The sequence below is a fragment of the uncultured Williamsia sp. genome (assembly GCF_947494875.1).
Taxonomy (GTDB): domain Bacteria; phylum Actinomycetota; class Actinomycetes; order Mycobacteriales; family Mycobacteriaceae; genus Williamsia_A.
Genome location: NZ_CANLWM010000005.1, coordinates 377,069 through 403,322, shown reverse-complemented (window position 1 = coordinate 403,322; position 26,254 = coordinate 377,069). Strand labels below are relative to the sequence as shown.

At 72.2% G+C, this 26,254-nt stretch carries 26 protein-coding genes and 1 riboswitch; of the genes, 1 reads left to right on the top strand and 25 read right to left on the bottom strand.

Going from position 1 to position 26,254, the window contains the following annotated elements; all coding sequences use genetic code 11:
* Nucleotides 1–69 precede the first annotated feature (69 nt).
* From Q1A98_RS14220 to Q1A98_RS14100, 25 genes are all read right to left on the bottom strand, one after another.
* Nucleotides 70–543: a PH domain-containing protein gene (locus tag Q1A98_RS14220; protein WP_299574618.1), complete on the bottom strand. Its 474-nt coding sequence runs from the start codon at nucleotides 541–543 to the stop codon at nucleotides 70–72.
* A complete protein-coding gene (gene ribH, locus Q1A98_RS14215) occupies nucleotides 540–1,025 on the bottom strand; it encodes a 6,7-dimethyl-8-ribityllumazine synthase (protein WP_299574615.1) in 486 nt (161 codons plus the stop codon). The genes Q1A98_RS14220 and ribH overlap by 4 nt, the downstream gene beginning before the upstream one ends.
* Nucleotides 1,022–2,326: a bifunctional 3,4-dihydroxy-2-butanone-4-phosphate synthase/GTP cyclohydrolase II gene (locus tag Q1A98_RS14210; RefSeq protein ID WP_299574612.1), complete on the bottom strand. Its 1,305-nt coding sequence runs from the start codon at nucleotides 2,324–2,326 to the stop codon at nucleotides 1,022–1,024. The genes ribH and Q1A98_RS14210 overlap by 4 nt, the downstream gene beginning before the upstream one ends.
* Nucleotides 2,323–2,964 carry a riboflavin synthase gene (locus Q1A98_RS14205; protein ID WP_299574609.1) on the bottom strand — a complete coding sequence of 214 codons (642 nt, stop codon included), beginning with the start codon at nucleotides 2,962–2,964 and terminating at the stop codon, nucleotides 2,323–2,325. Before Q1A98_RS14205 ends, Q1A98_RS14210 begins: the two co-directional genes overlap by 4 nt.
* Before the next feature lie 53 nt (nucleotides 2,965–3,017).
* Nucleotides 3,018–3,168: riboswitch (FMN riboswitch) on the bottom strand.
* Between the two features lie 61 nt (nucleotides 3,169–3,229).
* Nucleotides 3,230–4,264 (bottom strand): bifunctional diaminohydroxyphosphoribosylaminopyrimidine deaminase/5-amino-6-(5-phosphoribosylamino)uracil reductase RibD, encoded by a 1,035-nt coding sequence (ribD, locus tag Q1A98_RS14200; RefSeq protein WP_299574606.1) that lies wholly within the window; start codon nucleotides 4,262–4,264, stop codon nucleotides 3,230–3,232.
* Nucleotides 4,265–4,268: 4 nt separating this feature from the next.
* A complete protein-coding gene (gene rpe / locus Q1A98_RS14195; protein ID WP_299574722.1) occupies nucleotides 4,269–4,922 on the bottom strand; it encodes a ribulose-phosphate 3-epimerase in 654 nt (217 codons plus the stop codon).
* Between the two features lie 46 nt (nucleotides 4,923–4,968).
* A complete protein-coding gene (locus Q1A98_RS14190) occupies nucleotides 4,969–6,393 on the bottom strand; it encodes a transcription antitermination factor NusB (protein ID WP_299574604.1) in 1,425 nt (474 codons plus the stop codon).
* Nucleotides 6,390–7,337, bottom strand: coding sequence for a methionyl-tRNA formyltransferase (gene fmt, locus Q1A98_RS14185; RefSeq protein WP_299574602.1), 948 nt, complete (start codon nucleotides 7,335–7,337; stop codon nucleotides 6,390–6,392). The genes Q1A98_RS14190 and fmt overlap by 4 nt, the downstream gene beginning before the upstream one ends.
* Nucleotides 7,334–7,921, bottom strand: a complete 588-nt coding sequence (def, locus tag Q1A98_RS14180; RefSeq protein WP_299574599.1) for a peptide deformylase — start codon at nucleotides 7,919–7,921, stop codon at nucleotides 7,334–7,336. The genes fmt and def overlap by 4 nt, the downstream gene beginning before the upstream one ends.
* Nucleotides 7,922–8,004: 83 nt before the next feature.
* Nucleotides 8,005–10,032 carry a primosomal protein N' gene (locus tag Q1A98_RS14175; RefSeq protein WP_299574597.1) on the bottom strand — a complete coding sequence of 676 codons (2,028 nt, stop codon included), beginning with the start codon at nucleotides 10,030–10,032 and terminating at the stop codon, nucleotides 8,005–8,007.
* 58 nt (nucleotides 10,033–10,090) lie between these two features.
* Complete coding sequence (gene metK / locus Q1A98_RS14170) at nucleotides 10,091–11,317, bottom strand: methionine adenosyltransferase (protein WP_299574594.1); 1,227 nt, start codon at nucleotides 11,315–11,317, stop codon at nucleotides 10,091–10,093.
* Nucleotides 11,318–11,488: 171 nt separating this feature from the next.
* Nucleotides 11,489–12,754, bottom strand: a complete 1,266-nt coding sequence (gene coaBC / locus Q1A98_RS14165) for a bifunctional phosphopantothenoylcysteine decarboxylase/phosphopantothenate--cysteine ligase CoaBC (protein ID WP_299574592.1) — start codon at nucleotides 12,752–12,754, stop codon at nucleotides 11,489–11,491.
* Nucleotides 12,755–12,791: 37 nt separating this feature from the next.
* On the bottom strand, nucleotides 12,792–13,079 hold the full coding sequence (gene rpoZ / locus Q1A98_RS14160; RefSeq protein ID WP_299574589.1) for a DNA-directed RNA polymerase subunit omega: 288 nt from the start codon (nucleotides 13,077–13,079) through the stop codon (nucleotides 12,792–12,794).
* Between the two features lie 94 nt (nucleotides 13,080–13,173).
* Nucleotides 13,174–13,758 (bottom strand): guanylate kinase, encoded by a 585-nt coding sequence (gmk, locus tag Q1A98_RS14155; RefSeq protein ID WP_299574720.1) that lies wholly within the window; start codon nucleotides 13,756–13,758, stop codon nucleotides 13,174–13,176.
* Between the two features lie 73 nt (nucleotides 13,759–13,831).
* Nucleotides 13,832–14,149, bottom strand: coding sequence for an integration host factor, actinobacterial type (gene mihF / locus Q1A98_RS14150; protein ID WP_299574586.1), 318 nt, complete (start codon nucleotides 14,147–14,149; stop codon nucleotides 13,832–13,834).
* Nucleotides 14,150–14,548: 399 nt separating this feature from the next.
* Nucleotides 14,549–15,373: an orotidine-5'-phosphate decarboxylase gene (gene pyrF, locus Q1A98_RS14145; RefSeq protein ID WP_299574583.1), complete on the bottom strand. Its 825-nt coding sequence runs from the start codon at nucleotides 15,371–15,373 to the stop codon at nucleotides 14,549–14,551.
* Complete coding sequence (carB, locus tag Q1A98_RS14140) at nucleotides 15,370–18,696, bottom strand: carbamoyl-phosphate synthase large subunit (protein WP_299574580.1); 3,327 nt, start codon at nucleotides 18,694–18,696, stop codon at nucleotides 15,370–15,372. The genes pyrF and carB overlap by 4 nt, the downstream gene beginning before the upstream one ends.
* Entirely contained in the window at nucleotides 18,696–19,877 is a 1,182-nt protein-coding gene (carA, locus tag Q1A98_RS14135) for a glutamine-hydrolyzing carbamoyl-phosphate synthase small subunit (protein WP_299574577.1), read from the bottom strand. Before carA ends, carB begins: the two co-directional genes overlap by 1 nt.
* Nucleotides 19,874–20,440 (bottom strand): transporter, encoded by a 567-nt coding sequence (locus Q1A98_RS14130; protein WP_299574574.1) that lies wholly within the window; start codon nucleotides 20,438–20,440, stop codon nucleotides 19,874–19,876. The genes carA and Q1A98_RS14130 overlap by 4 nt, the downstream gene beginning before the upstream one ends.
* Nucleotides 20,437–21,762, bottom strand: coding sequence for a dihydroorotase (locus Q1A98_RS14125; RefSeq protein WP_299574571.1), 1,326 nt, complete (start codon nucleotides 21,760–21,762; stop codon nucleotides 20,437–20,439). The genes Q1A98_RS14130 and Q1A98_RS14125 overlap by 4 nt, the downstream gene beginning before the upstream one ends.
* Entirely contained in the window at nucleotides 21,759–22,700 is a 942-nt protein-coding gene (locus tag Q1A98_RS14120) for an aspartate carbamoyltransferase catalytic subunit (RefSeq protein ID WP_299574568.1), read from the bottom strand. Before Q1A98_RS14120 ends, Q1A98_RS14125 begins: the two co-directional genes overlap by 4 nt.
* Complete coding sequence (pyrR, locus tag Q1A98_RS14115) at nucleotides 22,700–23,299, bottom strand: bifunctional pyr operon transcriptional regulator/uracil phosphoribosyltransferase PyrR (RefSeq protein ID WP_299574565.1); 600 nt, start codon at nucleotides 23,297–23,299, stop codon at nucleotides 22,700–22,702. Before pyrR ends, Q1A98_RS14120 begins: the two co-directional genes overlap by 1 nt.
* Before the next feature lie 115 nt (nucleotides 23,300–23,414).
* Nucleotides 23,415–23,894: a transcription antitermination factor NusB gene (nusB, locus tag Q1A98_RS14110; RefSeq protein ID WP_299574562.1), complete on the bottom strand. Its 480-nt coding sequence runs from the start codon at nucleotides 23,892–23,894 to the stop codon at nucleotides 23,415–23,417.
* Between the two features lie 22 nt (nucleotides 23,895–23,916).
* Nucleotides 23,917–24,480 carry an elongation factor P gene (gene efp, locus Q1A98_RS14105; RefSeq protein WP_299574559.1) on the bottom strand — a complete coding sequence of 188 codons (564 nt, stop codon included), beginning with the start codon at nucleotides 24,478–24,480 and terminating at the stop codon, nucleotides 23,917–23,919.
* Nucleotides 24,481–24,551: 71 nt separating this feature from the next.
* Nucleotides 24,552–25,661, bottom strand: a complete 1,110-nt coding sequence (locus tag Q1A98_RS14100; RefSeq protein WP_299574557.1) for an aminopeptidase P family protein — start codon at nucleotides 25,659–25,661, stop codon at nucleotides 24,552–24,554.
* Nucleotides 25,662–25,743: 82 nt separating this feature from the next.
* Between Q1A98_RS14100 and Q1A98_RS14095 the strand changes: the two genes are divergently transcribed.
* The gene (locus tag Q1A98_RS14095) at nucleotides 25,744–26,229 is read left to right on the top strand and encodes a B-4DMT family transporter (protein ID WP_299574554.1); all 486 of its coding nucleotides are present in this window, start codon (nucleotides 25,744–25,746) and stop codon (nucleotides 26,227–26,229) included.
* Nucleotides 26,230–26,254: the final 25 nt, after the last annotated feature.

Sequence of the window (26,254 nt, the reverse complement as noted above, 5' to 3'; positions counted from 1 at the left end):
CGGGTCCTGGCGCCCACTCGACGGGGTGGGACCGGGCGGGGTGTGCCTGTCAGTCAGTCTGTCCCTGGATCAGGTGGGGGCGTCGGCGCGGTGGCGGGCGTGGATCTCGCGGAAACGCTCCATCGCGTCGACGGCGAGCTGGCCGTCGGAGGCCTGGATGGCCATCACCGGGACGTTCTCGTAGGCAGGCAGTTCGAGGCGGGCCCAGCGGCCCTTGTCGGGGTACCAGATGCCCTCGACGACGTCCCAGTCGAAGGTCTTCTCCCCCACCAGGTTGCGGATCTCGACGCCGCGTTCCCCCGCCCGGATCCGCGGACGGGTGAAGGTGAGGATCGCGGCACCGATCACGACCCCGATCAGCGCGAACCCGATCTGGTCGGAGAGGCGGAAGGTCACACCGGTGTCCGAGACCCGCAGCAGCACACCTACCAGCACGTGCAGGGCGACCACCACGACGGCCACGACCACCGCGATCCGCGGGGTGCGCGTCGACCGGTACTCCAGTTCCCACTCACCGGTGCCGCCGGTCGAGGTGTCGCTCACCGCGCCGACCGGGCGGACAGCTCCGCCAACGTGATCGCCGACGCCAACGCCGCGGTGGCGGCCTGCGCGCCCTTGTCCTCGCTCGACCCGGGCAGCCCGGCGCGCGCGAGTGCCTGCGCCTCGTCCAGCGTCGTCAGGACTCCGTTGCCGACCGGCGTCGACTCGTCGAGCGAGACCCGCGTCAGGCCGGCGGTCACCGCGTCGCAGACGTACTCGAAATGCGGTGTCTCGCCGCGGATCACGACACCGAGAGCGACCACGGCGTCGTGGGTGCGGGCGAGCGCCTGCACGATGACGGGCAGTTCGATGGCTCCGGCGACGCGCACGACGGTGGGGTCCGCGAGACCGGCGTCCTTCGCCACGCGCAGTGCCCCGTCCAGCAGGGCGGTGCAGATCTCGGCGTGCCACTGCGACGCGGCGATGGCCAGCCGCATCCCCGACGCCGACCCGAGCTCGACGACGGGTTCACCCGAGCCGCTCACGCGCCCGTCCCCGACGTCAGGTCGCCGGGATCGATGTCGTCGAGGCCGACGAGGTCGTGGCCCATCCGGTCACGCTTGGTCCGCAGGTATCGCAGGTTCTCGGGGGTGGCGCGCACAGGCATCGGCACCCGCTCGACGATCTGCAGCCCATAGCCCTCGAGGCCCACCCGTTTGGCGGGGTTGTTGGTCAGCAGCCGCATCGAGCGGACTCCGAGGTCGACGAGGATCTGCGCCCCCAGCCCGTAATCGCGGGCGTCGGCGGGCAGTCCGAGCTGCAGGTTGGCGTCGACGGTGTCGGACCCGTCGTCCTGCAGCTGATAGGCCTGCAGCTTGTGCATGAGGCCGATCCCGCGCCCCTCGTGACCCCGCATGTAGAGCACGATGCCGCGACCCTCCTGAGCGACCATCGCCATGGCCGCGTCGAGTTGGGGGCCGCAGTCGCAGCGCAACGATCCGAACACGTCACCGGTGAGGCACTCGGAGTGCACGCGCACCAGGACGTCCTGACCCGGGCGCGGCGGTCCGGCGATGTCACCGAGGACGAGCGCGACGTGCTCGGCGTCGTCGTAGACGCTGGTGTAGCCGATGGCCCGGAAGGTGCCGTGCGCGGTGGGGATGCGGGCGTCGGCGACCCGGACGACATGCTTCTCGTTGCGCCGGCGCCACGCGATGAGGTCGGCGATCGAGATCATCGACAGCCCGTGCTCGTCGGCGAACGCCCGCAGCTCCTCGCTCTGCGCCATGTCGCCCTCGTCCTTCTGCGAGACGATCTCGCAGATGACCCCGGCGGGGGTGAGACCCGCGAGGCGGGCGAGGTCGACGGCGGCCTCGGTGTGTCCGGGGCGCCGCAGCACGCCGCCCTCCCGCGCGCGCAGCGGGACCACGTGGCCGGGTCGGGTGAAGTCGGCGGCGGTGCTCGACGGCTGCGCGAGCAGACGCATGGTGGCGGCGCGGTCGGAGGCGGAGATGCCGGTGCCGATGCCCTCCCGCGCGTCGACGGTGACCGTGTACGCGGTGCCGTGCTTGTCCTGGTTCACCGAGTACATCGGGGGCAGACCGAGACGGTCGCAGTCGTTCCCGTCGAGCGGGACGCAGAGGTAGCCCGAGGTGTAGCGGACCATGAACGCCACCAGCTCGGGGGTGGCCTTCTCGGCGGCGAAGATGAGGTCGCCCTCGTTCTCGCGGTCCTCGTCGTCGACGACGACGACGGCCTTGCCGGCGGCGATGTCGGCGATCGCACGCTCGATCGAGTCGAGGACGACCGACCGCGTCGTCTCGGTCTCGGGATGGATGTCGGTCATGCCGACGCCTCGCTCTCGTGCTGCGTCCGCGCGTGCGGGACGGCCAGTCGTTCGACGTACTTCGCGATTACGTCGACCTCCAGGTTGACAGTGTCCCCCAGCGCGAGTCGACCCAGCGTGGTGACGTCCAGGGTCGTGGGTATGAGGGAGATCTCGAACCAGCTGTCGCCGGTCGGGTCGGGCGGGGTGGCCGAGACCGTCAGCGACACCCCGTCGACGGTGATCGACCCCTTCTCGACGACGTAGCGGGCGAGGTCTGCGGGGATCGCGATGCGGATGACGGTCCAGTTCTTCGACGGGCTGATCGCGGCGACGGTGCCCGTGCCGTCGACGTGGCCCTGCACGATGTGGCCGCCGAAGCGCCCACCCGCGGCCATCGCGCGCTCGAGGTTGACGGGTGCACCCGCGTCGAGGGCGGTCAGCGAACTGCGTCGCAGCGTCTCGGCCATGACGTCGACGGCGAAGGTGCCGTCGGTGGGCGCGGAGACGACGGTGAGACAGACGCCGTTGACGGCGATGGAGTCGCCGTGGGAGGCGTCGCTGGTGACGAGCGGGCCCCGGATGACGAATCGGGCCGCGTCCGTGAGGTCCTCGCGGCGCACGATCTCGCCACGTTCCTCGATGATCCCGGTGAACACCGTGCCTCCTGTCGTCAGCTCAGGGAAGCACGTCCGGTGGCCATGGCGGCCACGACCGTTCTCTCTCATCCGGACTGTGACCGTCGGCTCCGGAATCACACCGGATCTGCTGACCCCGGACCGGTGAGGATCCGGGCGCTCGCGGGCTTCGACCCGTGGGCCGTCACCGCCGGTGGGGAATCGCACCCCGCCCTGAGAACTCGCTGATTCGACGCTAGCACAGCGAACGGATCGGATCGGAGCGCGCTCACCCTGAAACCGCCGGTCAGCGCGTTGCGACCAGCGTGATGAGAATGTCGTCACCCAGCTCCAGCACCGACTCCCGCCGCATGCGGTGGGCATCGGTGAGGGTCCCGACGGTCACGTCGTCGACGGCGGCGCGTCCGGCGCCGAGCACGGTCGGGGCGAGGTAGACCCGCACGCGGTCGACGAGGCCGGCCGCGAAGAACGCGCCGAGCACGGTGGGCCCGCCCTCGACGAGGACGTCGAGGGCGTCCCCGGCGGCGGCCAGCACGTCGTGGGGGTCGTGGGAGAGGACCTCCACCGGGGGATCACCGGCCCCGCGGAGGCGCGCGTCGTCGGGGATGCCGCCGCGCCCCAGCACGATCCGACGGGGTTGTCGGTGCCGGAGGGTCCCGTCGGCGTGGCGGGCTGTCAGTTCGGGGTCGTCGACGCGCACCGTGCCGGTGCCCACGACGATCGCGTCGATCCGAGCGCGCTCCGCGTGGACATGCTCCCGGGCCACCGGGCCGGTGATCCAGCGACTGGTGCCGTCGGGGGCGGCGACCCGCCCGTCGAGAGTGGCGGCGATCTTCGCGGTCACGCGCGGTCGGCCGGTACGGCGTCGGTGCAACCATCCGGCCAGCGCGCCGGCGGTGGCGGCATCCGCGGACTCACCGGCGACCACGTCGACCCCGGCCGCGCGCAGCGTCCGCGCTCCCCCGCCGGCCACCGGGTCTGGATCGTCGGCGGCGTAGACCACCCGGGCGACGCCGGCGTCGAGAAGTGCACCGGTGCACGGACCGGTGCGTCCGACGTGGTCGCACGGCTCGAGGGTGACCACGGCCGTACCGCCGCGGGCGGCGGTCCCGGCCTGGCGCAGGGCCATCACCTCGGCGTGCGGGCCGCCCACCGGCTGGGTGTGTCCTGCCCCCACGACGACGCCGTCGCCGTCGAGGACGACGGCCCCGACCGGCGGGTTCGGGGTGCTGATCCCGCACGCGGCGAGCCCCTGCTCGAGCGCGAGAGCCATCGCGGCACCGAGGTCGACCGGACGGGCTCCGCGCGGGTCGGGTGCCATGGGGTCAGCCGCGGGCGCGGGCGGCCTGTGCGCGCAGCGCGGAGACGGCTGCGGCGGGGTCGTCGGCGCCGTACACGGCCGAGCCCGCGACGAAGCAGTCGACGCCGGCCACGGCGGCCTGCTCGATGGTGTCGGCGTTGATGCCCCCGTCGATCTCGACGAGGATCCGCAGGCCGTCGCTGTCGATCCGGGTGCGCAGCGTGCGGACCTTGTCGAGCACCTCGGGCATGAACGACTGGCCGCCGAAGCCGGGCTCGACGCTCATCACGAGCAGCGTGTCGAACGACGGCAGGATCTCCAGGTACGGGTCCAGCGCGGTGCCGGGCTTGATGCTCAGGCCCGCCTTCGCCCCGGCGGCGCGGATGTCGCGGGCGACCGCGGTCGGGTCGTTCGTGGCCTCGGCGTGGAAGGTGACGTTGTGGGCGCCGGCCTCGGCGTAGGGCGGTGCCCATCGCCCCGGGTCCTCGATCATGAGGTGGCAGTCGATGGGGATGTCGGTCGCCCCGAGGAGGCTCTGCACCACGGGCAGTCCCAGCGTCAGGTTCGGCACGAAATGCGCGTCCATCACGTCGACGTGCAGCCAGTCGCTGCCGCGGACGGCGTCGGCCTCGGCGGCCAGGTTGGCGAAGTCGGCGGACAGGATCGACGGCGCGATCATCGGCTGATCGGGGCGCGCGGAGGCGTCGGCAGGCATGGCGCGCAGTCTATGAGGCCGGGTCGCCGGGACCGTCGTCGGTCGCCGCGGCGGGGACGGTGAGCAGCGCCAGGAACATCGCGTCGGTCCCGTGCCGATGCGGCCACATCTGGACGGTGCCCTCGATCGGCCCGTCCCCGGCGTCGACGCCGACGACCGGGCGGGCGTCGAGCACGCGGGCACCGGTCTCGGCGACCACCGCCTCCACGACGCCGCGGGTCTCGGCGGGATGCGGTGAGCACGTCGAGTAGACCAGCGCTCCGCCCGGCCGCAGCAGACCGACCGCCGCGCGCAGCAGCTGTCGTTGCAGGTCGACGAGGGGCGCGACGTCGTCGGGGGTCCGTCGCCAGCGGGCCTCGGGTCGACGCCGCAGCGAACCCAGGCCGGTGCACGGCGCGTCGACGAGGATGCGGTCGTAGCCGGGGGTGAGACCGCTGTCGCGACCGTCGGCGACGTGCACGGTGACGGGCAGTCCGTCCGTCGCCTGCCGGATGAGCTCGGCGCGGTGCTCGGCGGGTTCGACCGCGTCGAGGTGGGCGCCGTCGATGTCGGCGAGCGCCCCCAGCAGCGCCGCCTTGCCCCCCGGCCCGGCACAGAGGTCGAGCCAGCGGCCGGAGTCCGGCCCGTCGACCGGCGCGAGCGACAGTGCCCGGGCCACCAGCTGCGATCCCTCGTCCTGCACCCCGGCCAGGTGCTCGCGGACGGCGTCGAGATCACCGGGATCGCCGCCGGGCAGGTATACGCAATACGGCGACCACCGCCCGACGTCGCCCCCGGTGACCGCGGCGAGCTCATCGGCCGTGATCAACCCCGGCCGGGCGACGAGGTGCACCTCGGGCCGCTCGTCGTCGGCGGAGAGAGCGGCCTGCAGTTCGCCCGCCCCGACACGACGCTCGGGCGTGCTCAAGGCGTCGGCGAACACCTCGGCGACCCATCGCGGGTGCGCGTACCGGAACGCCAGGTGGCCGACGAGGTCGTCCGCGATCGGCGGGGCGAGCTCCTCGGTCCACAGTTCGTCGTCGCGCTGGGAGACCTTGCGCAGCACCGCGTTGCAGAAGCCGGCGGGACCCTGTCCCGCCTCGGACCGCACGAGGTCGACCGAGGTGGACACCGCCGCATGGGACCCCACGCGGGTGCGCAGCAACTGGTAGGTGCCGAGCCGGAGCACGTCGAGCAGCGTCGGGTCGATCTCGGCGACGGGGCGACGAGCCGCGGCGGCGATCACCTCGTCGAGGACCCCGGCGGCACGGCAGGTGCCGTAGGCGAGCTCGGTGGCGAACGCGGCATCGCGACCGGTGATGTGGCGTTCGCGCAACAACCGGGGCAGGACGAGGTTGGCGTAGGAGTCCCGCTCCCGGACGGCGCGCAGCACGTCGCGCGCGACCGCGCGGGCGGCGTCGACGGGCTTGTCGCGCAGGTGCGCCGGGCGGGTCACGCGAACACCGTGTTCGCGTCGAGCCGGGCCCCGCGCGCCCAGTCGGCCGCGGCGATCGGCTTCTTGCCCGGCGGCTGCACCTGTCCGAGCCGGACCGGCGCCGACGCGGTGCCGACGAACACCGCCTTCTTCGTCGCCGCGACCGCGCCGGGTGCGAGCGGTCCGATCTCGTCGGGCACGTCGCCGTCGGTGGCCACCGTGACCGGTCCGAGCTTGACGCGGGTGTCACCGAGCAGGGTCCACGCGCCCGGGTCGGGGGTGCGGGAGCGGATCAGGCGGTCGACCACGTGCGCGGGACGGTTCCACGTCACCTGGGCGTCGGCGACCTCGATCTTCGGGGCGGTGCTGACGCCGTCGGCGGGCTGCGGCACCGCGACGAGCTCGCCACGGTCGATGCCGTCCAGCGTCGAGGCGAGGAGGTGCGCCCCGGCGTCGGCGAGGCGGGCGAGCAGGGCGCCACTGGTGTCGTCGGGGCGGATGCGTTCGGTGAGCGTCCCGAACACCGGGCCGGTGTCGAGTCCCTCCTCGATGCGGAAGGTGCTCGCGCCGGTGAACTCGTCGCCCGCGGCGATCGCGGCCTGCACCGGCGCGGCACCCCGCCAGGCCGGTAGCAGCGAGAAGTGCAGGTTGATCCACCCGTGGCGGGGGAGATCGAGCAGATCGGGCGGGACCAGCGCCCCGTAGGCCACGACGGCGACACAGTCGGGCGCCCAGCGCGTCAGGGTCTCGTGCGCGTCGGGATCGCGCAGGCGTCGCGGGGTGGCGACCTCGATCCCCTCGTCGTCGGCGACGAGCCCGACCGGTGACCGGGTGACCGTGCGTCCGCGGCCGGCGACAGCGTCGGGCCGGGTGAGCACGCCGACCACCTCGTGGTGTGGCGACGCGATCAGCTGCCGCAGCGACGGCACGGCCGGCTCGGGTGTGCCCGCGAAGACGATCCTCATCGCAACGCCTCCGCGGTGTCGACGGCAGGTTGCCCGTCGCCGACCCACACCGCGCGGCCGCCGCGAGGGGTGTCGGTGACGGTCTCCCCGGCGACGAACCAGTCGGACTCGCGGACGACGCGCATCGCCGCCCTCCGCGCCTGCGGGGACAGTCGCTGCGGGAAGAGCACCCCGTCGAGGTGGTCGGTCTCGTGCTGCACCGCGCGGGCGAGGATGCCGTCGACCTCCATGGACAGCGGCGCGCCGTCGCGGTCGACGCCGTGCACCCGCACCCGCGCCGCTCGGGTGCACGCGGCCTGCACCCCGGGGATCGACAGGCAGCCCTCCGGGCCGGTCTGGGTCTCGTCGTCCACCGCGGTCCAGACCGGGTTGACGACGTGCCCGCGTCGTCCGCCGCAGTCGAACACGAAGACCCGCGTGCTCACCCCGACCTGCGGCGCCGCCAGCCCGGCACCGTGGTGGGTGTCCATCGTCTCGAACATGTCGTCGACGAGGCGGTGCAGATCGGGGCCGAAGTCGGTGACCTCGGGGGTCGGCGTCCGCAGGACCGGGTCGCCGAACAACCGGATAGCTCGTACCGCCACCGACAGCCTCCTCGTCCTGCGCCCGGACGTCCGGGGCCGGCTGTCGAGTCTAGGCGCCGCGTCGGTCCGCCCCTTCCCTGCGCTCACCCGATGGTCGGTGGGTCCACCTGGATGCGCAGCGGACCGGTGTCGTGCTGGGCGGCGCGGTGCACCTGCGCCACCTTGAGCGCGCGGACCAGAGCCCGGCCGTGCGTCCGGGGCGTGCGGAGCAGCACGCGGCTCAGCGGGCCCTCGGTCTCGCCATCCCACCCGGCGGGCGGGCGTGCGTCGGTCGGCAGGTCGACAGGTCCGAGTGTCTCGGCGCCGTCGGGGAGGTCGAGGCTGTCGACGAAGGCCGCCACCGAGCGGTCGGTGCCGTCGACGGACACCATCGTCACCGCGGGCGGGAGACCCAGTTCCGCGCGCTGTGCCAGTTCCTGTTCGGCGAACCCGACCGGGTCCCAGCGGATGGCGGCCTGGACGACGGGCAGCCCGGCGTCGGCGACGACCACCGCGGTGCCGCCCTCTCGCGCCGGGCGCAGTGCGGCGAGGACCGACGTCCACCGTCGGAACGTCTGCTCGCCGGCGCGTAGGTCGGCACGGTCGAGTTGTGCCCACGTGTCGAGGAGGATCGCCGCGCCGTATCCGCCGTCGACGACGGGTTCGGAGCCCGGTGTGGCGACCACCAGGCGCGCGCCGGGGTCGACGTGGTCGGTGATCGCGTCACCACCGGAGGTGAGGACGGGAACCCCCGGGAACGCCTTGCCGAGTTCCTCCGCGGTGCGCCGGGCGCCGCTGCTGGTGGCCCGCAGGTGCGTGTCGCCGCACTCGACACAGCGGAACGCCTCGCGGCGTCCGCACCAGTTGCAGGTGACGGTCGGGGCGGAGTCCCGGGTCGCGGCAGCGGAGTCCGCGCGCAGCGGGCCGTGACAGCGACGGCAGCGCGCACGGGTCCGGCAGCGGGCGCACGCCAGGGACGGGTGATACCCGCGTCGGGGCACGCTGACGAGCACCGGCGCGCCTGCGGCGATCGCGGCGCGGGCGGCGTCGAACGCGATGGCCGGCAGGCGGGCGACGCGCGCCAGCGGGTCGCGCATGACGGTGCGGTCGTCGTCGCTGATGGCCCGGATGCGTGGTGCGTGGTCGCGGATCACCGCACGGTCGGCGACGACGTCGTGCATCCAGCCCGAGGCGACGAGCACCTGCGTCTCGGCCGTCCGCGCGATGCCCCCGACGACGAGCGCCGAGGACGCCGCGGCGGTGCGCAGCACGGCGACCTCCCGCGGGTGCGGGTACGGCGCCCGCGGTTCGGTGAGGCTGTCGTCGCCGTCGTCCCACACCACCATCAGACCGAGGTCGCGGACGGGGGCGAACGCCGCGCTGCGGGTCCCGACCACCACATCGGCGTGGCCGCGCAGGGCCTGCAGCCACCGTCGGTAGCGCGCCGTCGGTCCCAGCCCGGCCGACAGGGACACGACGCGGTCGCCCAGCAGTGCCCGGCAGGCCGCGTCGACGCGGTCGAGGTCACGCTGGTCGGGCACGACCACGATCACGCCCCTCCCACCGGCGACGGTCGCCAGCGCGAGGTCGGCGATCCGCGCGGGCCAGTCCTCCCCCGGCAGCGCCTGCCACGCGGCGCGGGGGGCACCACCGCCTCCGACGGCGGCCAGCAGGGCCGGCCCGGTCCGATACGACGACCAGGCGGTCTCGTCGAGGGGTGGCGGCGCGGGGTGCTGGGGCGCCTCGGTCGGCAGTGCGGCCTCGGTGCGGGCGTGACGGGGCGGGATCGCCAGGCGCACGACGTCGGTCAGCGTCCCGGCGTACCGGTCGGCGACCGCGCGACACAGCGCCGCCACCTCGGGGGTGAGCACCGGCTCGGGCGAGACCACCCGGTCGAGCCGACCGAGCTTCCCGGGGTGGTCACTCGACTCGAGGCGGTCGACGACGAATCCGTCGACGAGACGGCCGGCGAACCGCACGCGCACCCGTGCCCCGGGGACCGCGTCGGCGTCCTGATCGGCACCGACCTCGTAGTCGAAGAGCCGGTCGAGGTGGGACAACCCCAGCATGACGAGCACCGACGCCACCGGCAGATGGGCGGCGGGCGCGGCGGAGGCTGCGCGCGGGCTCATCGACGGTGGCGTCGGTGTCGGGAGACGATCCCGGCGGCGCCGGGGACGGGGAACGGACTCAGATGCCCGCAGCCGCCTTCAACTTGTCGGCGCGGTCGGTGCGCTCCCAGGGCAGGTCGAGATCGGTGCGACCGAAGTGACCGTAGGCCGCGGTCGGCGCGTAGATCGGGCGCAGCAGATCCAGATCGCGGACGATCGCACCCGGGCGGAGGTCGAAGACCTCGGAGATCGCGGCGCGGATCGTCACCGGGTCGATGGCCTCGGTGCCGAACGTCTCGACGAACAGACCGACCGGGGCCGCCTTGCCGATTGCGTAGGCGACCTGGACCTCGATGCGCTTCGCGAGGCCCGCGGCCACGGCGTTCTTGGCGACCCAGCGCATGGCGTACGCGGCGCTGCGGTCGACCTTCGAGGGGTCCTTGCCGGAGAACGCGCCGCCGCCGTGGCGGGCCATGCCGCCGTAGGTGTCGACGATGATCTTGCGGCCGGTGAGACCGGCGTCGCCCATCGGGCCGCCGAGGACGAACTTGCCGGTCGGGTTGACCAGCAGGCGCGGGTTCGACGTGTCGAGCGAGGGCAGCTGCAGGTCGGCCAGGACCGCGTCGACGACGTGGGTCTTGATGTCCGGGGTCAGCATGTTGACCAGGTCGATGTCGGCGGCGTGCTGGGTGGAGAGCACGACCGTGTCGAGGCGGACCGGGGTGTCACCGTCGTACTCGATGGTGACCTGGGTCTTGCCGTCCGGGCGCAGGTACGGCAGCGTGCCGTTCTTGCGGACCTCGGTCAGCTTGCGCGACAGCCGGTGGGCCAGCGCGATCGGGACCGGCATGAACTCCGGGGTCTCGTTCGTGGCGTACCCGAACATCAGGCCCTGGTCGCCGGCGCCCTGCTTGTCGATCTCGTCGGTCTGGCCGTCGACGCGTGCCTCGTAGGCGTTGTCCACGCCCTGCGCGATGTCGGGCGACTGCGCACCGATCGCGACGTTGACGCCGGCGGTGGCGCCGTCGAAGCCCTTCGACGACGAGTCGTACCCGATCTCGAGGACCTTCTCGCGGACGATCTTGGGGATGTCGGCGTAGGCCGAGGTGGTGACCTCACCGGCGACGTGCACCTGGCCGGTGGTCACGAGCGTCTCGACCGCGACGCGCGAGGTCGGGTCCTGCTCGAGGAGGGCGTCGAGGATCGAGTCGCTGATCGCGTCACAGATCTTGTCGGGATGACCCTCGGTCACCGACTCACTGGTGAACAGTCGCGACGTCCCCGCGGAACTCTGGCCTGAAGTCATCATTTCCTCTCGAAGTCCGACGCCGGTCGACGTCGCATGGGGCGGTGCGGCGGGTGCGTCCCGCCGCGGTGGTGGCCCGTCCCCGTGTGGTCTCTCCCCCTGCCAGAGCAACAACCTACACACCCTCCCCGCTGGTCGGTGACCCGCAGGGTCACCGCGACGGGGTGGGTGTCAGTCGGTCCGACGACCGGACAGGAGCACTGTCACGGCGTCCAGTATTCGACTCGCCATGAGTGTTTTCGACCCGAGCGGCAGAGCGGTCTCCGCGCCCGTCGACGCCAACACCCAACCGGTGTTGTCGTCGGTGCCGAACGCCTTGCCGTCGCCGACGGCGTTCACGACGAGGAGGTCGCACCCCTTGCGGGCCAGCTTCTCGCGTCCGTGGTCGAGCACACCGCCGCGCTCGTCCCCGGTCTCGGCCGCGAAACCGACGATCACGGTGCCGGCGGCGACGTCGCCCGCGGACCGTGCCGCGACCAGTCCCCGGAGGATGTCGGGGTTGGTGGTCAGCTCGACCGGCGCCGGGGTCGCGTCGGCGCCCGGCTCTTTCTTGATCTTGGACGCCGCGACGTGGACCGGCCGGAAGTCGGCGACGGCGGCGGCCATGATGACGACGTCGGCGTCGGCCGCGCGGGTGGTGATCTCCGTCGCGAGCTGTTCGGCGGTGGTGATGTCGACACGATCGACCCCGGCCGGGGCCTCCAGTCCGGTCGACGACCCCGCGACGAGGGTCACCTGCGCACCGCGGTGCGTGGCCGCCCGGGCGAGCGCGAAACCCTGCTTGCCTGAGCTCCGGTTCCCGAGGAACCGCACGGGGTCCAGGGGCTCGCGGGTACCGCCGGCGCTGATGAGGACCCGTCGACCCGCGAGGTCGAACGGGAGGGCGTCGGGACGTTCGAGCAGGACGTCGCCGAGGAGCCCGATCTCGGTGGGCTCCGGCAGGCGCCCGGCACCGGAGTCACGGCCCGTCAACCGACCGGACGCGGGCCGCAGGACGGTCGCTCCGTGAGCGCGCAGCGTCGCGACGTTCGCCTGGGTGGCCGGGTGCTCCCACATCTCGGTGTGCATCGCCGGCGCGTAGACGACGGGACAACGCGCGGTGAGCAGCGTCGCGGTGAGCAGGTCGTCCGCGCGACCCGAGGCCGCACGGGCCATGAGGTCGGCGGTGGCGGGCGCCACGACGACGAGATCAGCCTCCTGGCCGAGCCGCACGTGGGGGACGTGCTCGACGTCGGCGAAGACCTCCGGGGTGACCGGGCTGCCGGACAGCGCCTCGAAGGTGGCCGCGCCGACGAACTCCAGCGCAGACCGGGTCGGGATCACCCGGACGCTGTGGCCCGCCTCGGTGAAGTGCCGGATCAGCGAGCACGCCTTGTAGGCCGCGATGCCCCCGCCGACACCGACGACGATGCGGCGCGGGCCGACCGGTGCGGTCACCGAGGGGCGTGGGGTGCCGGGACGGTTCCGGAGGGGGTCACTCGCCCTCGGTGTGCTCGAGCAGGTCGGAGTGGATCTCGCGCATCGCGATGGAGAGCGGCTTCTCCTGCAGACCCGGCTCGACCAGCGGGCCGACGTACTCGAGGATGCCGTCGCCGAGCTGGTTGTAGTAGTCGTTGATCTGCCGCGCGCGCTTGGCCGCGTAGATGACCAGCGCGTACTTCGAGGACGCACGGTCGAGCAGCTCGTCGATCGGCGGGTTGGTGATGCCGAGCGGGGTGTCGTACGCGGGGGTGGTGGCGTCCGTGCTCAGGGGCGTGCTCACGAGATGTGTTCCTCACGGTCTGCGGCCGTCTGTGTGGCGGCCGCGGGATGTCGCCGCACGGTGCGGCGGGATGGTTCTGACGTCCGGACTTCGATCAGCGGGGACGACCGGCGTCCGACGCGGGCGCGCTGTGGTCATGTCCGACCAGCAAGGATACCAACTCGCGGGCCACGCGGTCGACATGGTCGTTCACGATGACGTGGTCGAACTCGTCGGCGATCGCCATCTCCTCCCGCGCGGTCTGCAGGCGGCGGGCGATCACGTCGGCGTTCTCGGTGCCGCGACCGGTCAGTCGGCGCACCAGCTCGTCCCAACTCGGCGGGGCCAGGAAGACCGAGACCGAGTCCGGCAGCGCGGCGCGGACGGCGCGGGCACCGGCGATGTCGACCTCGACGAGGACCGGGGAGCCTGCGTCCATCGCGGCCACGACCGGCGCGGCCGGTGTCCCCGACCGCTGCAGCCCGCCGTGGATCTCGGCCCATTCGAGCAACTCGCCGTCGGCGATCATCGCCTGGAACCGGTCCTCGGTGACGAAGTGGTAGTCGACGCCGTCGACCTCGCCGGCACGCGGCGCCCGCGTGGTGGCCGAGACGCTGAACACGAGCTCGGGCAGCAGCTCACGCACGCGCCGCACGACGCTGGACTTACCGACGGCGGAGGGGCCGACCAGCACCAGCAGTCGGCCCCTCCGGTCGGACGCCCGGGGCGGGGTGTCCCCCGCCGCCGGCCCTCCTCGAGCTTCTACGTCGGCCTCAGTTCTGGTCGAACTTGGCCAGCAGCGCCTTGCGCTGCCGATCGCCGAGTCCCCGCAGACGGCGCGTCGGCGCGATCTCCAGCTCGGTCATGATCTCCTGCGCCTTGACCTTGCCCACCTTCGGCAGGGCCTCGAGCAGCGCCGACACCTTCATCTTGCCGAGGATCTCGTCGGTCTCGGCGTCCTTCAGCACCTGCGTCAGGTCGGTGCCTCCACGCTTGAGCCGCTCCTTGAGCTCGGCGCGCGCCTTGCGGGCAGCAGCTGCCTTCTCGAGAGCAGCGGCGCGCTGCTCGGCGGTCAACTGGGGAAGGGCCACGGGTTCCTCCGTACTCATAGAACTGCGTCTCGCAGCACTCATTGGTCCATGTGCCTGTCGACGTCCGGTGTCACCGATCGCCGACAGCGATTCCAGACCGTACCCACGGACCGTGCCGTTTGCGAGCCCCACCCCGGCATTTCCGCACCACAGAGGGTGTTGTAGGGCCTTTCACGCCCCCTGCGGGTCCACCGGCGTCGACGAGCCGCGGACTGCTACGTCGGAGCTCGATCCACCTGTGGCACAGGCATATTGGCGACCGGGACGGCCACGGCCCAGGTCGCGCGTGGGATGTCGTGTCTGTGACGGGTGTGACAGGGGATCAGTTCGCCCGCAATTCGCGATCGGATGTGCGCCCGCGCGTGTCGGACACGGCCCTGACCTGCGGTCGGACCGACGTCAGCGGAGCGCGGCCTCGACCTCGTCGCGCAGACGCTGCGCCACCGCGGCGACCGCGGAGCCGTCCGGGCCGGCGGAGAGGACCTGCCGCGACGCCGAGGGCAGCAGGAGGTCGGTGGCACCGGCGAAGACGCGTGCGAGGTCGGCCGGTGTGGCCCCCTGCGCACCGAGTCCCGGCGCCAGGATCGGGCCGCCGACGCCGGTGAGATCGAGCCCGTGCTCGCGGGTCGCGCCCACCACGAGCCCGACGCTCGCGCGCCCCGAGCCGTTGTGGAGCGCCGCGGCGTCGACGATCGACTGCGCCACCGACCGTCCGTCGGCGTCGACCGCGGTCTGCAGTCCGCCGCCCTCGGGATTGGACGTGCGGGCCAGCACGACGACACCCCGGCCGGTCGCGTCGGCGAGCCCGACGGCGGGGTCGAGCGATCCGAACCCGAGGTACGGCGAGGCCGTCAGGGCGTCGGCGCGCAGCGGCGAGGTGTCGCCGAGCCAGGTGTCGGCGTAGGCCGCCATCGTGGATCCGATGTCCCCGCGCTTGGCGTCGGCGATGACGAGCACCCCGGCGTCCCGCAGCGCGGCGAGTGCGTCCTCGAGCACCGCGACGCCCGCCGACCCGTGGCGTTCGTAGAAGGCGACCTGTGGCTTGGCCACCGCGACGTGGGGGCCGATCGCGCCCACCACCGTCTCGGTGAACGTCCGCAGCCCGGTCGCGTCGTCGGGCAGACCCCACGCCGTCAGGAGCTGCGCGTGCGGGTCGATGCCGACGCACAGCCGCCCCCGACGGCCGACGGCCGCGCGGACGCGGGTCGCGAAGTCCGCGGTCATTTCCCGCGCATCGCCGCGTGTCGCTCCTGCAGCGATCGGACCCCGATGTCGCCGACGAGCGCGGCCTCGATGCCCTGCACCGCGGCGCTCGCGCCCTGCACCGTGGTGATGCACGGGATGTTCTGCGACACCGCGGCGCTGCGGATCTCGTACCCGTCGACGCGCGGGCCGGAGTTGCCGAACGGTGTGTTGATGACCATGGACACCTCGCCGGCGCGGATCGTCTCGACGATGGTCCGCTCCCCCGGCGGCAGGTCGGTGTCGGAGTGCTTGTACACCTGCGTGCACGCGACTCCGTTGCGCCGCAACGCCTCTGCCGTTCCCTCGGTGGCAAGGATCTCGAAGCCGAGGTCGGCCAGGCGTTTCACCGGGAACAGCAGCGCGCGCTTGTCCTTGTTGGCCACCGACACGAAGATCGCACCCGCGGTCGGCAGCGACCCCGAGACGGCGGTCTGCGACTTCGCGAACGACCGCCCGAAGTCGGCGTCGATGCCCATCACCTCACCGGTGGACTTCATCTCCGGGCTCAGCAGCGAGTCGACACCGGAGCCGTCGAGACGCCGGAACCGGTTGAAGGGCAGCACCGCCTCCTTCACCGCGATGGGTGCGCCCGGCGGGAGCTCGCCGCCGTCGCCGGTCGCGGGCAGGATCCCCTGCTCGCGCAACTCGGCGATCGTCGCGCCGAGCATCACCCGGGCGCACGCCTTGGCCAGCTGCACCGCGGTCGCCTTCGACACGAACGGCACGGTCCGGCTGGCTCGCGGGTTGGCCTCGAGGACGTAGAGGATGTCGTCCTTGAGCGCGAACTGCACGTTGAGCAGACCCTTCACCCCGATGCCCTTCGCGAGGGCCTCGGTGGAGCGGCGGACCGCCGCCACGTCGGTGCGTCCGAGCGCCACCGGCGGCAACGTGCAGGCGGAGTCACCGGAGTGGATCCCGGCCTCCTCGATGTGTTCCATCACGCCCCCGATGTACACCTCGGTGCCGTCGCAGAGGGCGTCGACGTCGATCTCGACGGCGTCCTCGAGGAACCGGTCGACCAGCACCGGGTGCTCGGGCGTGAGCTCGGTGGCGCGGGAGATGTAGCCCTCCAGCGACGGCTCGTCGTAGACGATCTCCATGCCGCGCCCGCCGAGGACGTAGGACGGGCGCACCAGCACCGGGTAGCCGATGTCGGACGCGATGGTGCGCGCCTCGTCGAAGCTGGTGGCCATGCCGTACTTCGCGGCCGGGAGGCCGGCCTCGTCGAGCACGCGCCCGAACTCGCCGCGATCCTCGGCGAGGTCGATGGCGGCCGGTGACGTCCCGACGATCGGGACGCCCGCGTCCTCGAGTCGTCGCGCGAGGCCGAGGGGGGTCTGTCCGCCGAGCTGCACGATGACGCCGCGCACCGTGCCCGACGCGCACTCGGCCCGGTAGACCTCCATGACGTCCTCGAACGTCAGCGGCTCGAAGTAGAGGCGGTCGGCGGTGTCGTAGTCGGTGGAGACGGTCTCGGGGTTGCAGTTGACCATCACCGTCTCGAACCCGGCCTCCGACAGGGTCAGCGCGGCGTGCACGCACGAGTAGTCGAACTCGATGCCCTGACCGATGCGGTTGGGACCCGACCCGAGGATCAGCACCTTCTCGCGGTCGGGCTGCGGGGCGATCTCGCTGGTGGCCGCGGGATCGGTCTCGTAGGTCGAGTAGTGGTACGGCGTCGTGGCCTCGAACTCGGCGGCACAGGTGTCGACCGTCTTGTAGACCGGCGTCACGCCCATCTCCCGGCGCAGCGCGGCGACGGCGGCCTCGTCGGCGAGATCGTCACGCAGCGCGGCGATCTGGCGATCGGACAGGCCGGTGCCCTTCGCCTCGCGGAGCAGGTCCGCGTCGAGGGTGTCCGCGTCCCGGACCGTTCGGCCCATCTCACCGACCGCGGCGATCTCGGCGAGGAACCAGGGGTCGATCTTGGTGGCGTCGAAGACCTGCTCGATGCTCGCGCCGGCGTCGAAGGCAGCCATCACGCGGTAGAGGCGCCCGTCGCGGGGTGTGGCGATCTCCGTGAGGATCTCGTCGACCGTGGCCTCCGGTCGGGTCTCTGTCCAGAAGCCGGCGGCCTTGGTCTCCAGCGAGCGCATCACCTTGCCGAGTGCCTCGGCGAAGCTGCGGCCCAGGGCCATCGCCTCGCCGACGGACTTCATCGTGGTGGTGAGGGTGTCGTCGGCGCCGGGGAACTTCTCGAACGCGAAGCGGGGCGCCTTCACCACGACGTAGTCGAGGGTCGGCTCGAAGCAGGCGGGGGTCTCGCCGGTGATGTCGTTGAGGATCTCGTCGAGGCGATACCCCACGGCGAGCTTCGCGGCGATCTTGGCGATCGGGAACCCGGTCGCCTTCGACGCCAGCGCCGACGACCGCGACACGCGGGGGTTCATCTCGATGACGACGATGCGGCCGTCGGTCGGGTCGACGGCGAACTGGATGTTGCAGCCGCCGGTGTCCACGCCGACCTCGCGGATGATCGCCAGCGACAGGTCGCGCATCTCCTGGTACTCGCGGTCGGTGAGGGTCATGGCCGGCGCCACGGTCACCGAGTCGCCGGTGTGCACGCCGACCGGGTCGACGTTCTCGATGGAGCACACGACGACGACGTTGTCGTTGCCGTCGCGCATCAGCTCGAGCTCGTACTCCTTCCACCCGAGGATCGACTCCTCGATGAGCACGTTGGCCGTCGGCGACGCGGCGAGGCCGCCGCCGGCGATGCGGTCGAGGTCGGCGTCGTCGTAGGCCATGCCCGAGCCGAGCCCGCCCATGGTGAAGGAGGGCCGCACGACGACGGGGAAGCCGAGGTCGGCGACGGTCTCGCGGACCTCGTCCATCGTGAAACAGACGCGGCTGCGGGCACTGGACCCGCCGACCTTCTCGACGATGTCCTTGAACTTCTGTCGGTCCTCACCGCGCTGGATCGCGTCGAAGTCGGCGCCGATGAGCTCGATGTCGTGCTTGGCGAGGATGCCTCGCTCGTGCAGTTGCACCGCGGCGTTCAGCGCGGTCTGCCCGCCGAGGGTGGCCAGCACCGCGTCGATCGGGTGGCCGCCGTCGCGTTCGGCCTCGATGACCTTCTCGATGAACTCCGGGGTGATCGGCTCGACGTAGGTGGCGTCGGCGAACTCGGGGTCGGTCATGATCGTCGCCGGGTTCGAGTTCACCAGGCTGACGCGCAGACCCTCGGCGCGCAACACCCGGCACGCCTGGGTGCCCGAGTAGTCGAACTCGCAGGCCTGTCCGATGACGATCGGGCCGGACCCGATGACGAGGACGTGGGACAGATCGGTGCGGCGTGGCATCAGCCCCGGCCTTTCTGCGCGGCGCGCGCGTCCAGCTGAGCGAGGAAACGGTCGAAGAGGTATGCGGCGTCGTGGGGTCCCGCCGCGGCCTCCGGGTGGTACTGCACGGAGAAGGCGCCGCCGTCGATCAGCTCCACACCCTCGACGGTGCCGTCGTTGGCGCAGGTGTGGCTGACACGCGCGCGGCCGTACGGCGTGTCGAACTCCGCGCCCGCCTCGCCCTCGAGGGCGAACCCGTGGTTCTGCGCGGTGATCGAGACGAGCCCGGTGGTGTGGTCGATCACCGGGATGTTGATGCCCCGGTGCCCGAAGCGCATCTTGTACGTGCCCAGACCCAGTGCGCGGCCGAGGATCTGGTTGCCGAAGCAGATGCCGAACAGCGGGATCCCCCGCTCGAGAACGCCCTGTGCCAGCGCGACGGGACCGTCGGCGGTGGCGGGGTCGCCCGGACCGTTGGACAGGAACACCCCGTCGGGGGCGATGTCGTCGATCGCGCCGACGTCGGTGCCGGCGGGCACCACGTGCACGCGGATCCCCCGCTGCGCGAACATCCGTGGGGTGTTGGTCTTGATGCCGAGATCGACGGCGACGACGGTGTGCCGATGCCCCCCGGCCGGCTCGACGACGTAGTCGCCGTCGGCGCTCACCTCACCGGCGAGGTCGGCCCCGGCCATGGACGGCTGTGCCCGGATGCGGTCGAGCAGGGCGTCGGTGTCGGTGCCCGACGGTCCCTGTGTCAGGGCGTCGCCGGAGAAGATCCCGGCCCGCATCGACCCGTGGTCGCGCAGGACGCGGGTCACCGCGCGGGTGTCGATGCCGGCGATGCCGACGATCCCCTGGCGCTCGAGCTCGTCGTCGAGGCTGCGGTTCGCGCGCCAGTTCGACACGCGCCGAGCGGGATTGCGCACTGCGTACCCGGCGACCCAGATGTGGCCGCCGGTGCTCGTCCCGTCGGTGGCACCCTCGCGGCTCTCGCCGTCTTCATCGTTCCAGCCGGTGTTGCCGATCTGCGGCGCGGTCGCGACCACGATCTGGCGGTGGTAGCTGGGGTCGGTGAGGGTCTCCTGGTAACCGGTCATCGCGGTGCAGAACACGGCCTCGCCGAGGGTCTGGCCGGTCGCGCCGAACGCGGAGCCGGTGAAGACCTGCCCGTTCTCGAGTACCAGTACGGCGGCGGTCATGGGCGGTCGTCCTCCGGTGGGGTCGGGTCGGTGGGTGTGGTGTCGGGCTGAGAGTCGGTCGGGGCGGGAGGTGGTCGTCGGCGGGGGTCGCGCGCGACCCACTCGGCGTAGACGGCCTTGTCGTCGGCGCGGACGCCGGAGTCGATCTCGGTGCCCGACGGCAGGGTCCAGCGGATGACGAGGACACCGTCGGCGGTCATCACCTTCCCGGCGATGCCCCGCTCGGTGCGGATCGCGGTGATCGACGTCGCCGGGATCCAGATGGGGTTGGCACCGGAGCGTGCGATGAGGACGCCGTCGGGGTAGGCGGAGAACTCCGCGGTCGCGCGGTCACCGTAGTCACCGACCGCGACACGGTCCTGCCAGCTCGGGGCGATGGTCGAGCCGAGGTAGAGCCCCGTGTGTGGTCCGACCTCCGAGGCGGGCAACGTGTTCGGCACCTCGGGGAACGCGCCGATGAGCTGGGTCTGGCGGTGGCCGCGGTTGCGCCAGCCCCGCAGCATCAGCCCGACGACACCCACCCAGGCGAGCAGGACGACGAGGACGATCAGGATGCTGGTCACCGGTCACGCACCGTTCCGTCGAGGGCGGTCACCCGGCCGCGCAGCAGGGTCGCGCGCACCCGGGCGGGCAGCTCCATCCCGTCGAACGGCGAGTTGCGCCCGATGCTGGCGAGCGCGCCGGCGTCGACGGTCCACGACGCCGTCGGGTCGACGAGGGTGAGGTTCGCGGGCTCCCCGACCTCGACCGGACGGCCCTGGTCCGGCAGTCCGACGATCGCGGCGGGGCGTTCGCTCATGACCCGGGCGACGCCGCGCCAGTCGAGCGCTCCGGTGCCGTCCTCGGGAGCGACCATCGTCGCCACGACGACCGACAGCGCCGTCTGCAGGCCGAGCATCCCGGGACGGGCGACCGCGAACTCACAGCACTTGTCCTGGTCGGCGTGCGGCGCGTGATCGGTGGCGACGCAGTCGATCACGCCCTCCGCCAGCGCCGCGCGCAGCGCCGCGCAATCCGACGACTCCCGCAGCGGCGGGTTGACCTTGTTCACCGGGTCGTAGGTCGCCAGGCGCGAGTCGTCGAGCAGCAGGTGATGCGGCGTCACCTCGGCGGTGATCGCGATGCCCTGCGCCTTGGCCCAGCGCAGCAGCTCGACGGTGCCCGCGGTGGAGGCGTGGCAGATGTGCACGCGCGCACCGGCGTCGCGGGCGAGGATCGCGTCGCGGGCGACGATGGACTCCTCCGCGGACCGTGGCCACCCCGCCAGGCCGAGCCGCGCGGCGGCCGCACCCTCGTGCGCCACGGCGCCGACGGTGAGGCGCGGCTCCTCGGCGTGCTGGGCGATGAGCACGTCGAGTCCGCGCGCGTACTCCAGCGCCCGCCGCATGAGCAGCGGGTCGTGGACGCACTTGCCGTCGTCGGAGAACATCCGCACCCCGGCGACGCCGTCGGCCATGGCCCCGAGTTCGGCGAGCTGCGTGCCGCCGAGCCCGACGGTGACCGCCCCGACCGGGTGGACGTCGACCAGTCCGACCTGCCGTCCGCGTGCCCAGACGTGGTCGGTGAGGACCGCGGTGTCGGCGACGGGATCGGTGTTGGCCATCGCGAACACGGCCGTGTACCCGCCCAGAGCGGCGGCGCGCGAACCGGTCTCGATGGTCTCGGTGTCCTCGCGGCCGGGTTCGCGCAGATGCGTGTGCAGGTCGACGAAGCCCGGCAGCAGCACCCCGCCCCGGCCGTCGACGGTCTCGTCGGCCTGCGCCGACAGGTCGGGGCCCATCTCGACGATGACCCCGTCGCGCACGAGCACGTCGAGGGCGTTGCCCTCGCCGTAGGGGCGGACGTCGGTGAGCAGCACGTCGCCTGTGGAGCCGGTCACGCTCATCCCACCTCTCCGTCGGTCCCGACGAGCAGTCGGAACAGGACCGCCATCCGGACGTGGACTCCGTTGGTCACCTGCTGCAGCACGGTCGCCCGCGGGGAGTCGGCCACGGAGAAGCCGATCTCCATGCCCCGCAGCATCGGACCGGGGTGCAGTACGACCGCCTCGTCGGGGAGCAGCGCGAGCCGGCGGTCGTTCAGGCCGTAGCGGATCGAGTACTCCCGCGTCGACGGGAAGAACCCGCCGTTCATGCGTTCGGCCTGCACGCGCAGCATCATCACCGCGTCGAGGGAGGGCAACGCCGCGTCGAGGTGGTGCTCGACGAGGACCGGCCACTGCTCGACGCCGACGGGCAGCAGGGTGGGCGGTGCGACGAGGACGACGGTCGCGCCCAGCGTCGCGAGCAGGTGTGCGTTCGACCGGGCAACCCGCGAGTGCAGAACGTCCCCGACGATGCCGATCCGCTTCCCCTCCAGCGACCCGAGTCGCTGCCGCAGGGTGAGGGCGTCGAGCAGTGCCTGGGTCGGGTGTTCGTGGGTGCCGTCGCCGGCGTTGATGACCGAGGGGCCCGGCCCGTCCTCGGACGTCCACCGTGCGATCTGGTGGGCCGCGCCCGAGGCGGGATGGCGCACGATCAGCGCGTCGGCGCCGGCGGCGTGCAGGGTCTTCGCGGTGTCGCGCAACGACTCCCCCTTGCCGGCCGAGGAGCTCGAGGCGCTGACGTTGATGACGTCGGCGCTCATCCACTTGCCGGCGACCTCGAACGACACCCGGGTGCGGGTGGAGTTCTCGTAGAAGACGGTCATCACGGTCCGGCCCCGCAGCGTCGGGAGCTTGCGGACCTCGCGCCCGAGCAGTGCCTGCTCGAAACTCTCGGCGTCGTCGAGGATCTCGGTGGCGGTGGTTGCGTCGAGATCGTCGACGCCGAGGAGGTGACGCATCAGCGACCACCCCCGCCCACGGCCCGGGGACCGTCGGTGATGACGACCTCGTCGAGCCCGTCCTGTTCGACGAGGCGCACACCGACGTCCTCCGAGCGGGCTGTTGGGATGTTCTTGCCGACGTAGTCCGCGCGGATCGGGAGCTCCCGGTGACCGCGGTCGACGAGGACCGCGAGCTGCACCACGGCGGGCCGGCCCAGGTCGCGCAGTGCGTCGAGGGCGGCGCGGACCGTCCGCCCGGAGTACAGGACGTCGTCGACGAGGACGACGAGCGCGCCGTCGATGCCGCCCGCGGGGACCGAGGTCCGCTCGAGCGGGCGGTGGGGCTTGCCGCGCAGGTCGTCGCGGTAGAGCGTGATGTCGAGGAAGCCGACTCCGGGTCGCACCCCGGAGAACTCGGCGATCTTGTCGGCGAGGCGTTGCGCGAGGATGGGTCCACGGCTGGGGATCCCGATGATCTGCACCCTGGGTGCGTCGTCGGAGTCGACGGCGGTCTTCTCGATGATCTGGTGCGCCATGCGCGCGATGGTGCGGGTGACGTCGGAGGCGTCCAACAGGACGCGGGACTGTCCGGGTGACGCGGGATGCGACGGGCTCACCGAAGGGAGACCTCCTTCTCCGCCTCACGGGACGGATCGTTAAAGGATGTCTGGGCCGGATGTGCATCCGGCGGGTGTGAGAGTAGCAGCGCCACGCCGACCCGCCGAGCGGCGATCAGCCGGTTGTGTCGCGCGTCTCGCCCTGCAGCTGCGCCGCGGCGGCGGCGCGCACCTGTGGGGCCAGGTGGACCATGCGGCCGAGCACGCCGTTGACGAACGCGGGCGAGTCGTCGGTGGAGAGCTCCTTGGCCAGTTCGACCGCCTCGTCGACGACGACCACCGGCGGCACGTCGGGGGTGTTGAACAGCTCCCATGCGGCGAGGCGCAGGATCGCGCGGTCGACGGCGGGCAGCCGCGGCAGCGTCCACTCCTTCAGGTGCGACGTCAGCACGGCATCGAGCTGGGGGCCGTCCGCGGCGACACCGGCGACGATGCGCTCGGTGTACTCCGCGACGACACCGATGCTCTCGTCGGAGCGCACCAGTTCGCGGCGCTCGGCGACGAGGTCGACCGGGGAGACGTTCTTCGCCTCGGCCTCGAACAGCAGGTCGACGGCGCGCTTACGCGCCTTGTGGCGGGTTCCGGGCTTCTTCACGGGCGCCGGAGGAGGCAGGCCGTCACGAGTTGACACGACCGAGGTAGTTGCCGTCGCGCGAGTCGACCTTGAGCTTGTCGCCGGTGTTGATGAACAGCGGGACCTGGATCTCCGCGCCGGTCTCGAGCGTCGCCGGCTTGGTGCCGCCGGTGGACCGGTCGCCCTGGACACCCGGGTCGGTCTGGGCGACGAGCACCTCGACGGTGACGGGCAGCTCGACGTACAGCGGCTGGCCGTCGTGCATGGCCACCTGGACCTTCATCCCCTCGAGGAGGAACCGCTCCCCACCGCCGAGGGTGTCCGGGCTGACGGGGACCTGCTCGTAGTTCTCGGAGTCCATGAACACGAAGTCGGTGCCGTCGTTGTAGAGGTACGTCATGTCACGACGGTCGACGGTGGCGGTCTCGACCTTGACACCCGCGTTGAACGTCTTGTCCACGATCTTCCCGCTGAGCACGTTCCTGATCTTGGTGCGCACGAAGGCGGGGCCCTTGCCCGGCTTGACGTGCTGGAACTCCTGGATCTGCCACAGCTGGTTGTCCATGCGCAGCACGAGCCCGTTCTTGAAATCCGCGGTGGTGGCCACTGGTGACGCCTCGCTCCCTCTCGCCCGTCGCGCGGGCACACGACCGTCCGGCGGCGCGGGGCGCGCTCGGGTCAGACGATCCGAAATGTCCTGTCGGTGGTGGTCAGCAGCTCTGCGTCGCCCTCGCGGACGACCAGGGTGTCCTCGATACGCACCCCGCCCCGGCCGGGTAGGTACACACCGGGCTCGACGGTCACTGCAGCACCGCAGGGCAGTGTACCCGGGGCGGTCGCACCGATCGACGGCGCTTCGTGGATCTGGAGACCGACCCCGTGTCCGAGACCGTGCACGTAGTTGTCGCCGTATCCGGCGTCGGCGATCAGGGAGCGGGCGGCGGCGTCGACGGCGGCGGCCTCGACGTCGGGGGCCAGCGCCTCGCGTCCCGCCCGCTGGGCCGTGGCGACGAGCTCGTAGATCTCGTGCTGCCAGTCTGCTGCCCGCTCGAGCACGAACGTCCGCGTCATGTCGGAGTGGTACCCGCCGACAACGGAACCGAAGTCGATCTTGACGAGGTCACCGGAGGACAGCACGGCGTCGGTGGGACGGTGATGCGGGATCGCCGAGTTCGCGCCCGTGGCGACGATCGTCTCGAACGCGATGTCGTCGGCGCCCGCCGCGTACATGCCGAACTCGAGGGCGCGCGCGACCTCCCGTTCGGTTCGCCCCGGGACGAGGACCCCGTCCTCGACGAGGGCCGCGAGCGCGGTGTCGCCGATGAGGCAGGCCTCGCGCAGCAGCGCGATCTCGTCCTCGTCCTTCACCGACCGCAGATCCTCGACCAGTCGCCCCGAGGCGACGAGCCGGGTGCCGCGCTCCCCCGAGAGGTCGGTCAGGGTCCGCCACGCGGTGACCGTGAGCGCGTGCTCCTCGACGGCTATGGGCGACGTCGACACGCGGGAGAGCAGCGCCGGGGCGCACGCGCGGTCGATGACGGCCTCGAGGTCGGGCGCCTGGTCGGCCACCTGGGTGATGTAGCGCCCGTCGGTGGCGATCGCGTCGTCGCCGGCGTCGGATCCCACCACCAGCGCCGCGTTCGACCCGGTGAACCCGGACAGATATCGGACGTTGACGAGGTCCGACACGAGCATGTGGTCGGCCCCCACCTCGGCGAGCCGCGCCCGGAGGCGGTCGCGGCGGCGACGATGGGTGTCCGTCGGGTCGGTCACGCTCCGTTCGGTCATCGTCGCCACGCTACCGGGGTCGCCGCGCCGGGAGTGTGTGGTGCAGCACACCGCCGCCGTGCCGTGGGCTACGCTTCGCGCCATGGTGTCGTGGTTGCTCCGCGGTCTGCCGCTGGCGGCCGTCCACATCGTCGTCCGCGTCCTGTTGGGGATGGCCATCGTGCACAGCCCCCTGAACGGGAACTGGTGGAAGACGATCGCGGTCGCGGTCGTCGTCATCATCCCGCTCATCTGGGCGGGCATCGACGGCATCGCCGACGCACGCGCGCACGACGACCCGGACGACTACGAGGACCTCACGATGCGCTGGCTCAAGGCCGGTCTGCTCGCGGGTGTCATCGCCGGTGTCGTCGGGTGGGCGCTGGCCAACTACGCCTTCGCGGGCATGGGCCAGAACAGCTTCCTCATCGAGCTCTTCGCCGGCGGCTCGTTCACGGCACTGCTGGTCTTCATCCCGGCCATGGTCGGAGCGTCGGTAGGACGCTTCCTCGTCCGTCGTCAGCGGCGTCGCGAGCAGCGTGACGACTCCGAGGACACCCGCCCCAGCCTGCAGAAGCAGAACGCCTGACCTCGGTGGCCGCCCCCGGCGGCCA

Excerpts from the sequence above, each read along its gene's own strand:
- Q1A98_RS14210 (WP_299574612.1), bottom strand. The coding sequence starts at position 2,326 with ATGACCGACATCCATCCCGAGACCGAGACGACGCGGTCGGTCGTCCTC.
- ribD (WP_299574606.1), bottom strand. The coding sequence starts at position 4,264 with ATGGCACCCGACCCGCGCGGAGCCCGTCCGGTCGACCTCGGTGCCGCG.
- rpe (WP_299574722.1), bottom strand. The coding sequence starts at position 4,922 with ATGATCGCGCCGTCGATCCTGTCCGCCGACTTCGCCAACCTGGCCGCC.
- fmt (WP_299574602.1), bottom strand. The coding sequence starts at position 7,337 with ATGAGGATCGTCTTCGCGGGCACACCCGAGCCGGCCGTGCCGTCGCTG.
- Q1A98_RS14175 (WP_299574597.1), bottom strand. The coding sequence starts at position 10,032 with ATGAGCCCGCGCGCAGCCTCCGCCGCGCCCGCCGCCCATCTGCCGGTG.
- metK (WP_299574594.1), bottom strand. The coding sequence starts at position 11,317 with ATGACTTCAGGCCAGAGTTCCGCGGGGACGTCGCGACTGTTCACCAGT.
- pyrF (WP_299574583.1), bottom strand. The coding sequence starts at position 15,373 with ATGACCGCGGACTTCGCGACCCGCGTCCGCGCGGCCGTCGGCCGTCGG.
- carB (WP_299574580.1), bottom strand. The coding sequence starts at position 18,696 with ATGCCACGCCGCACCGATCTGTCCCACGTCCTCGTCATCGGGTCCGGC.
- carA (WP_299574577.1), bottom strand. The coding sequence starts at position 19,877 with ATGACCGCCGCCGTACTGGTACTCGAGAACGGGCAGGTCTTCACCGGC.
- Q1A98_RS14125 (WP_299574571.1), bottom strand. The coding sequence starts at position 21,762 with ATGAGCGTGACCGGCTCCACAGGCGACGTGCTGCTCACCGACGTCCGC.
- Q1A98_RS14120 (WP_299574568.1), bottom strand. The coding sequence starts at position 22,700 with ATGCGTCACCTCCTCGGCGTCGACGATCTCGACGCAACCACCGCCACC.
- Q1A98_RS14100 (WP_299574557.1), bottom strand. The coding sequence starts at position 25,661 with ATGACCGAACGGAGCGTGACCGACCCGACGGACACCCATCGTCGCCGC.
- Q1A98_RS14095 (WP_299574554.1), top strand. The coding sequence starts at position 25,744 with ATGGTGTCGTGGTTGCTCCGCGGTCTGCCGCTGGCGGCCGTCCACATC.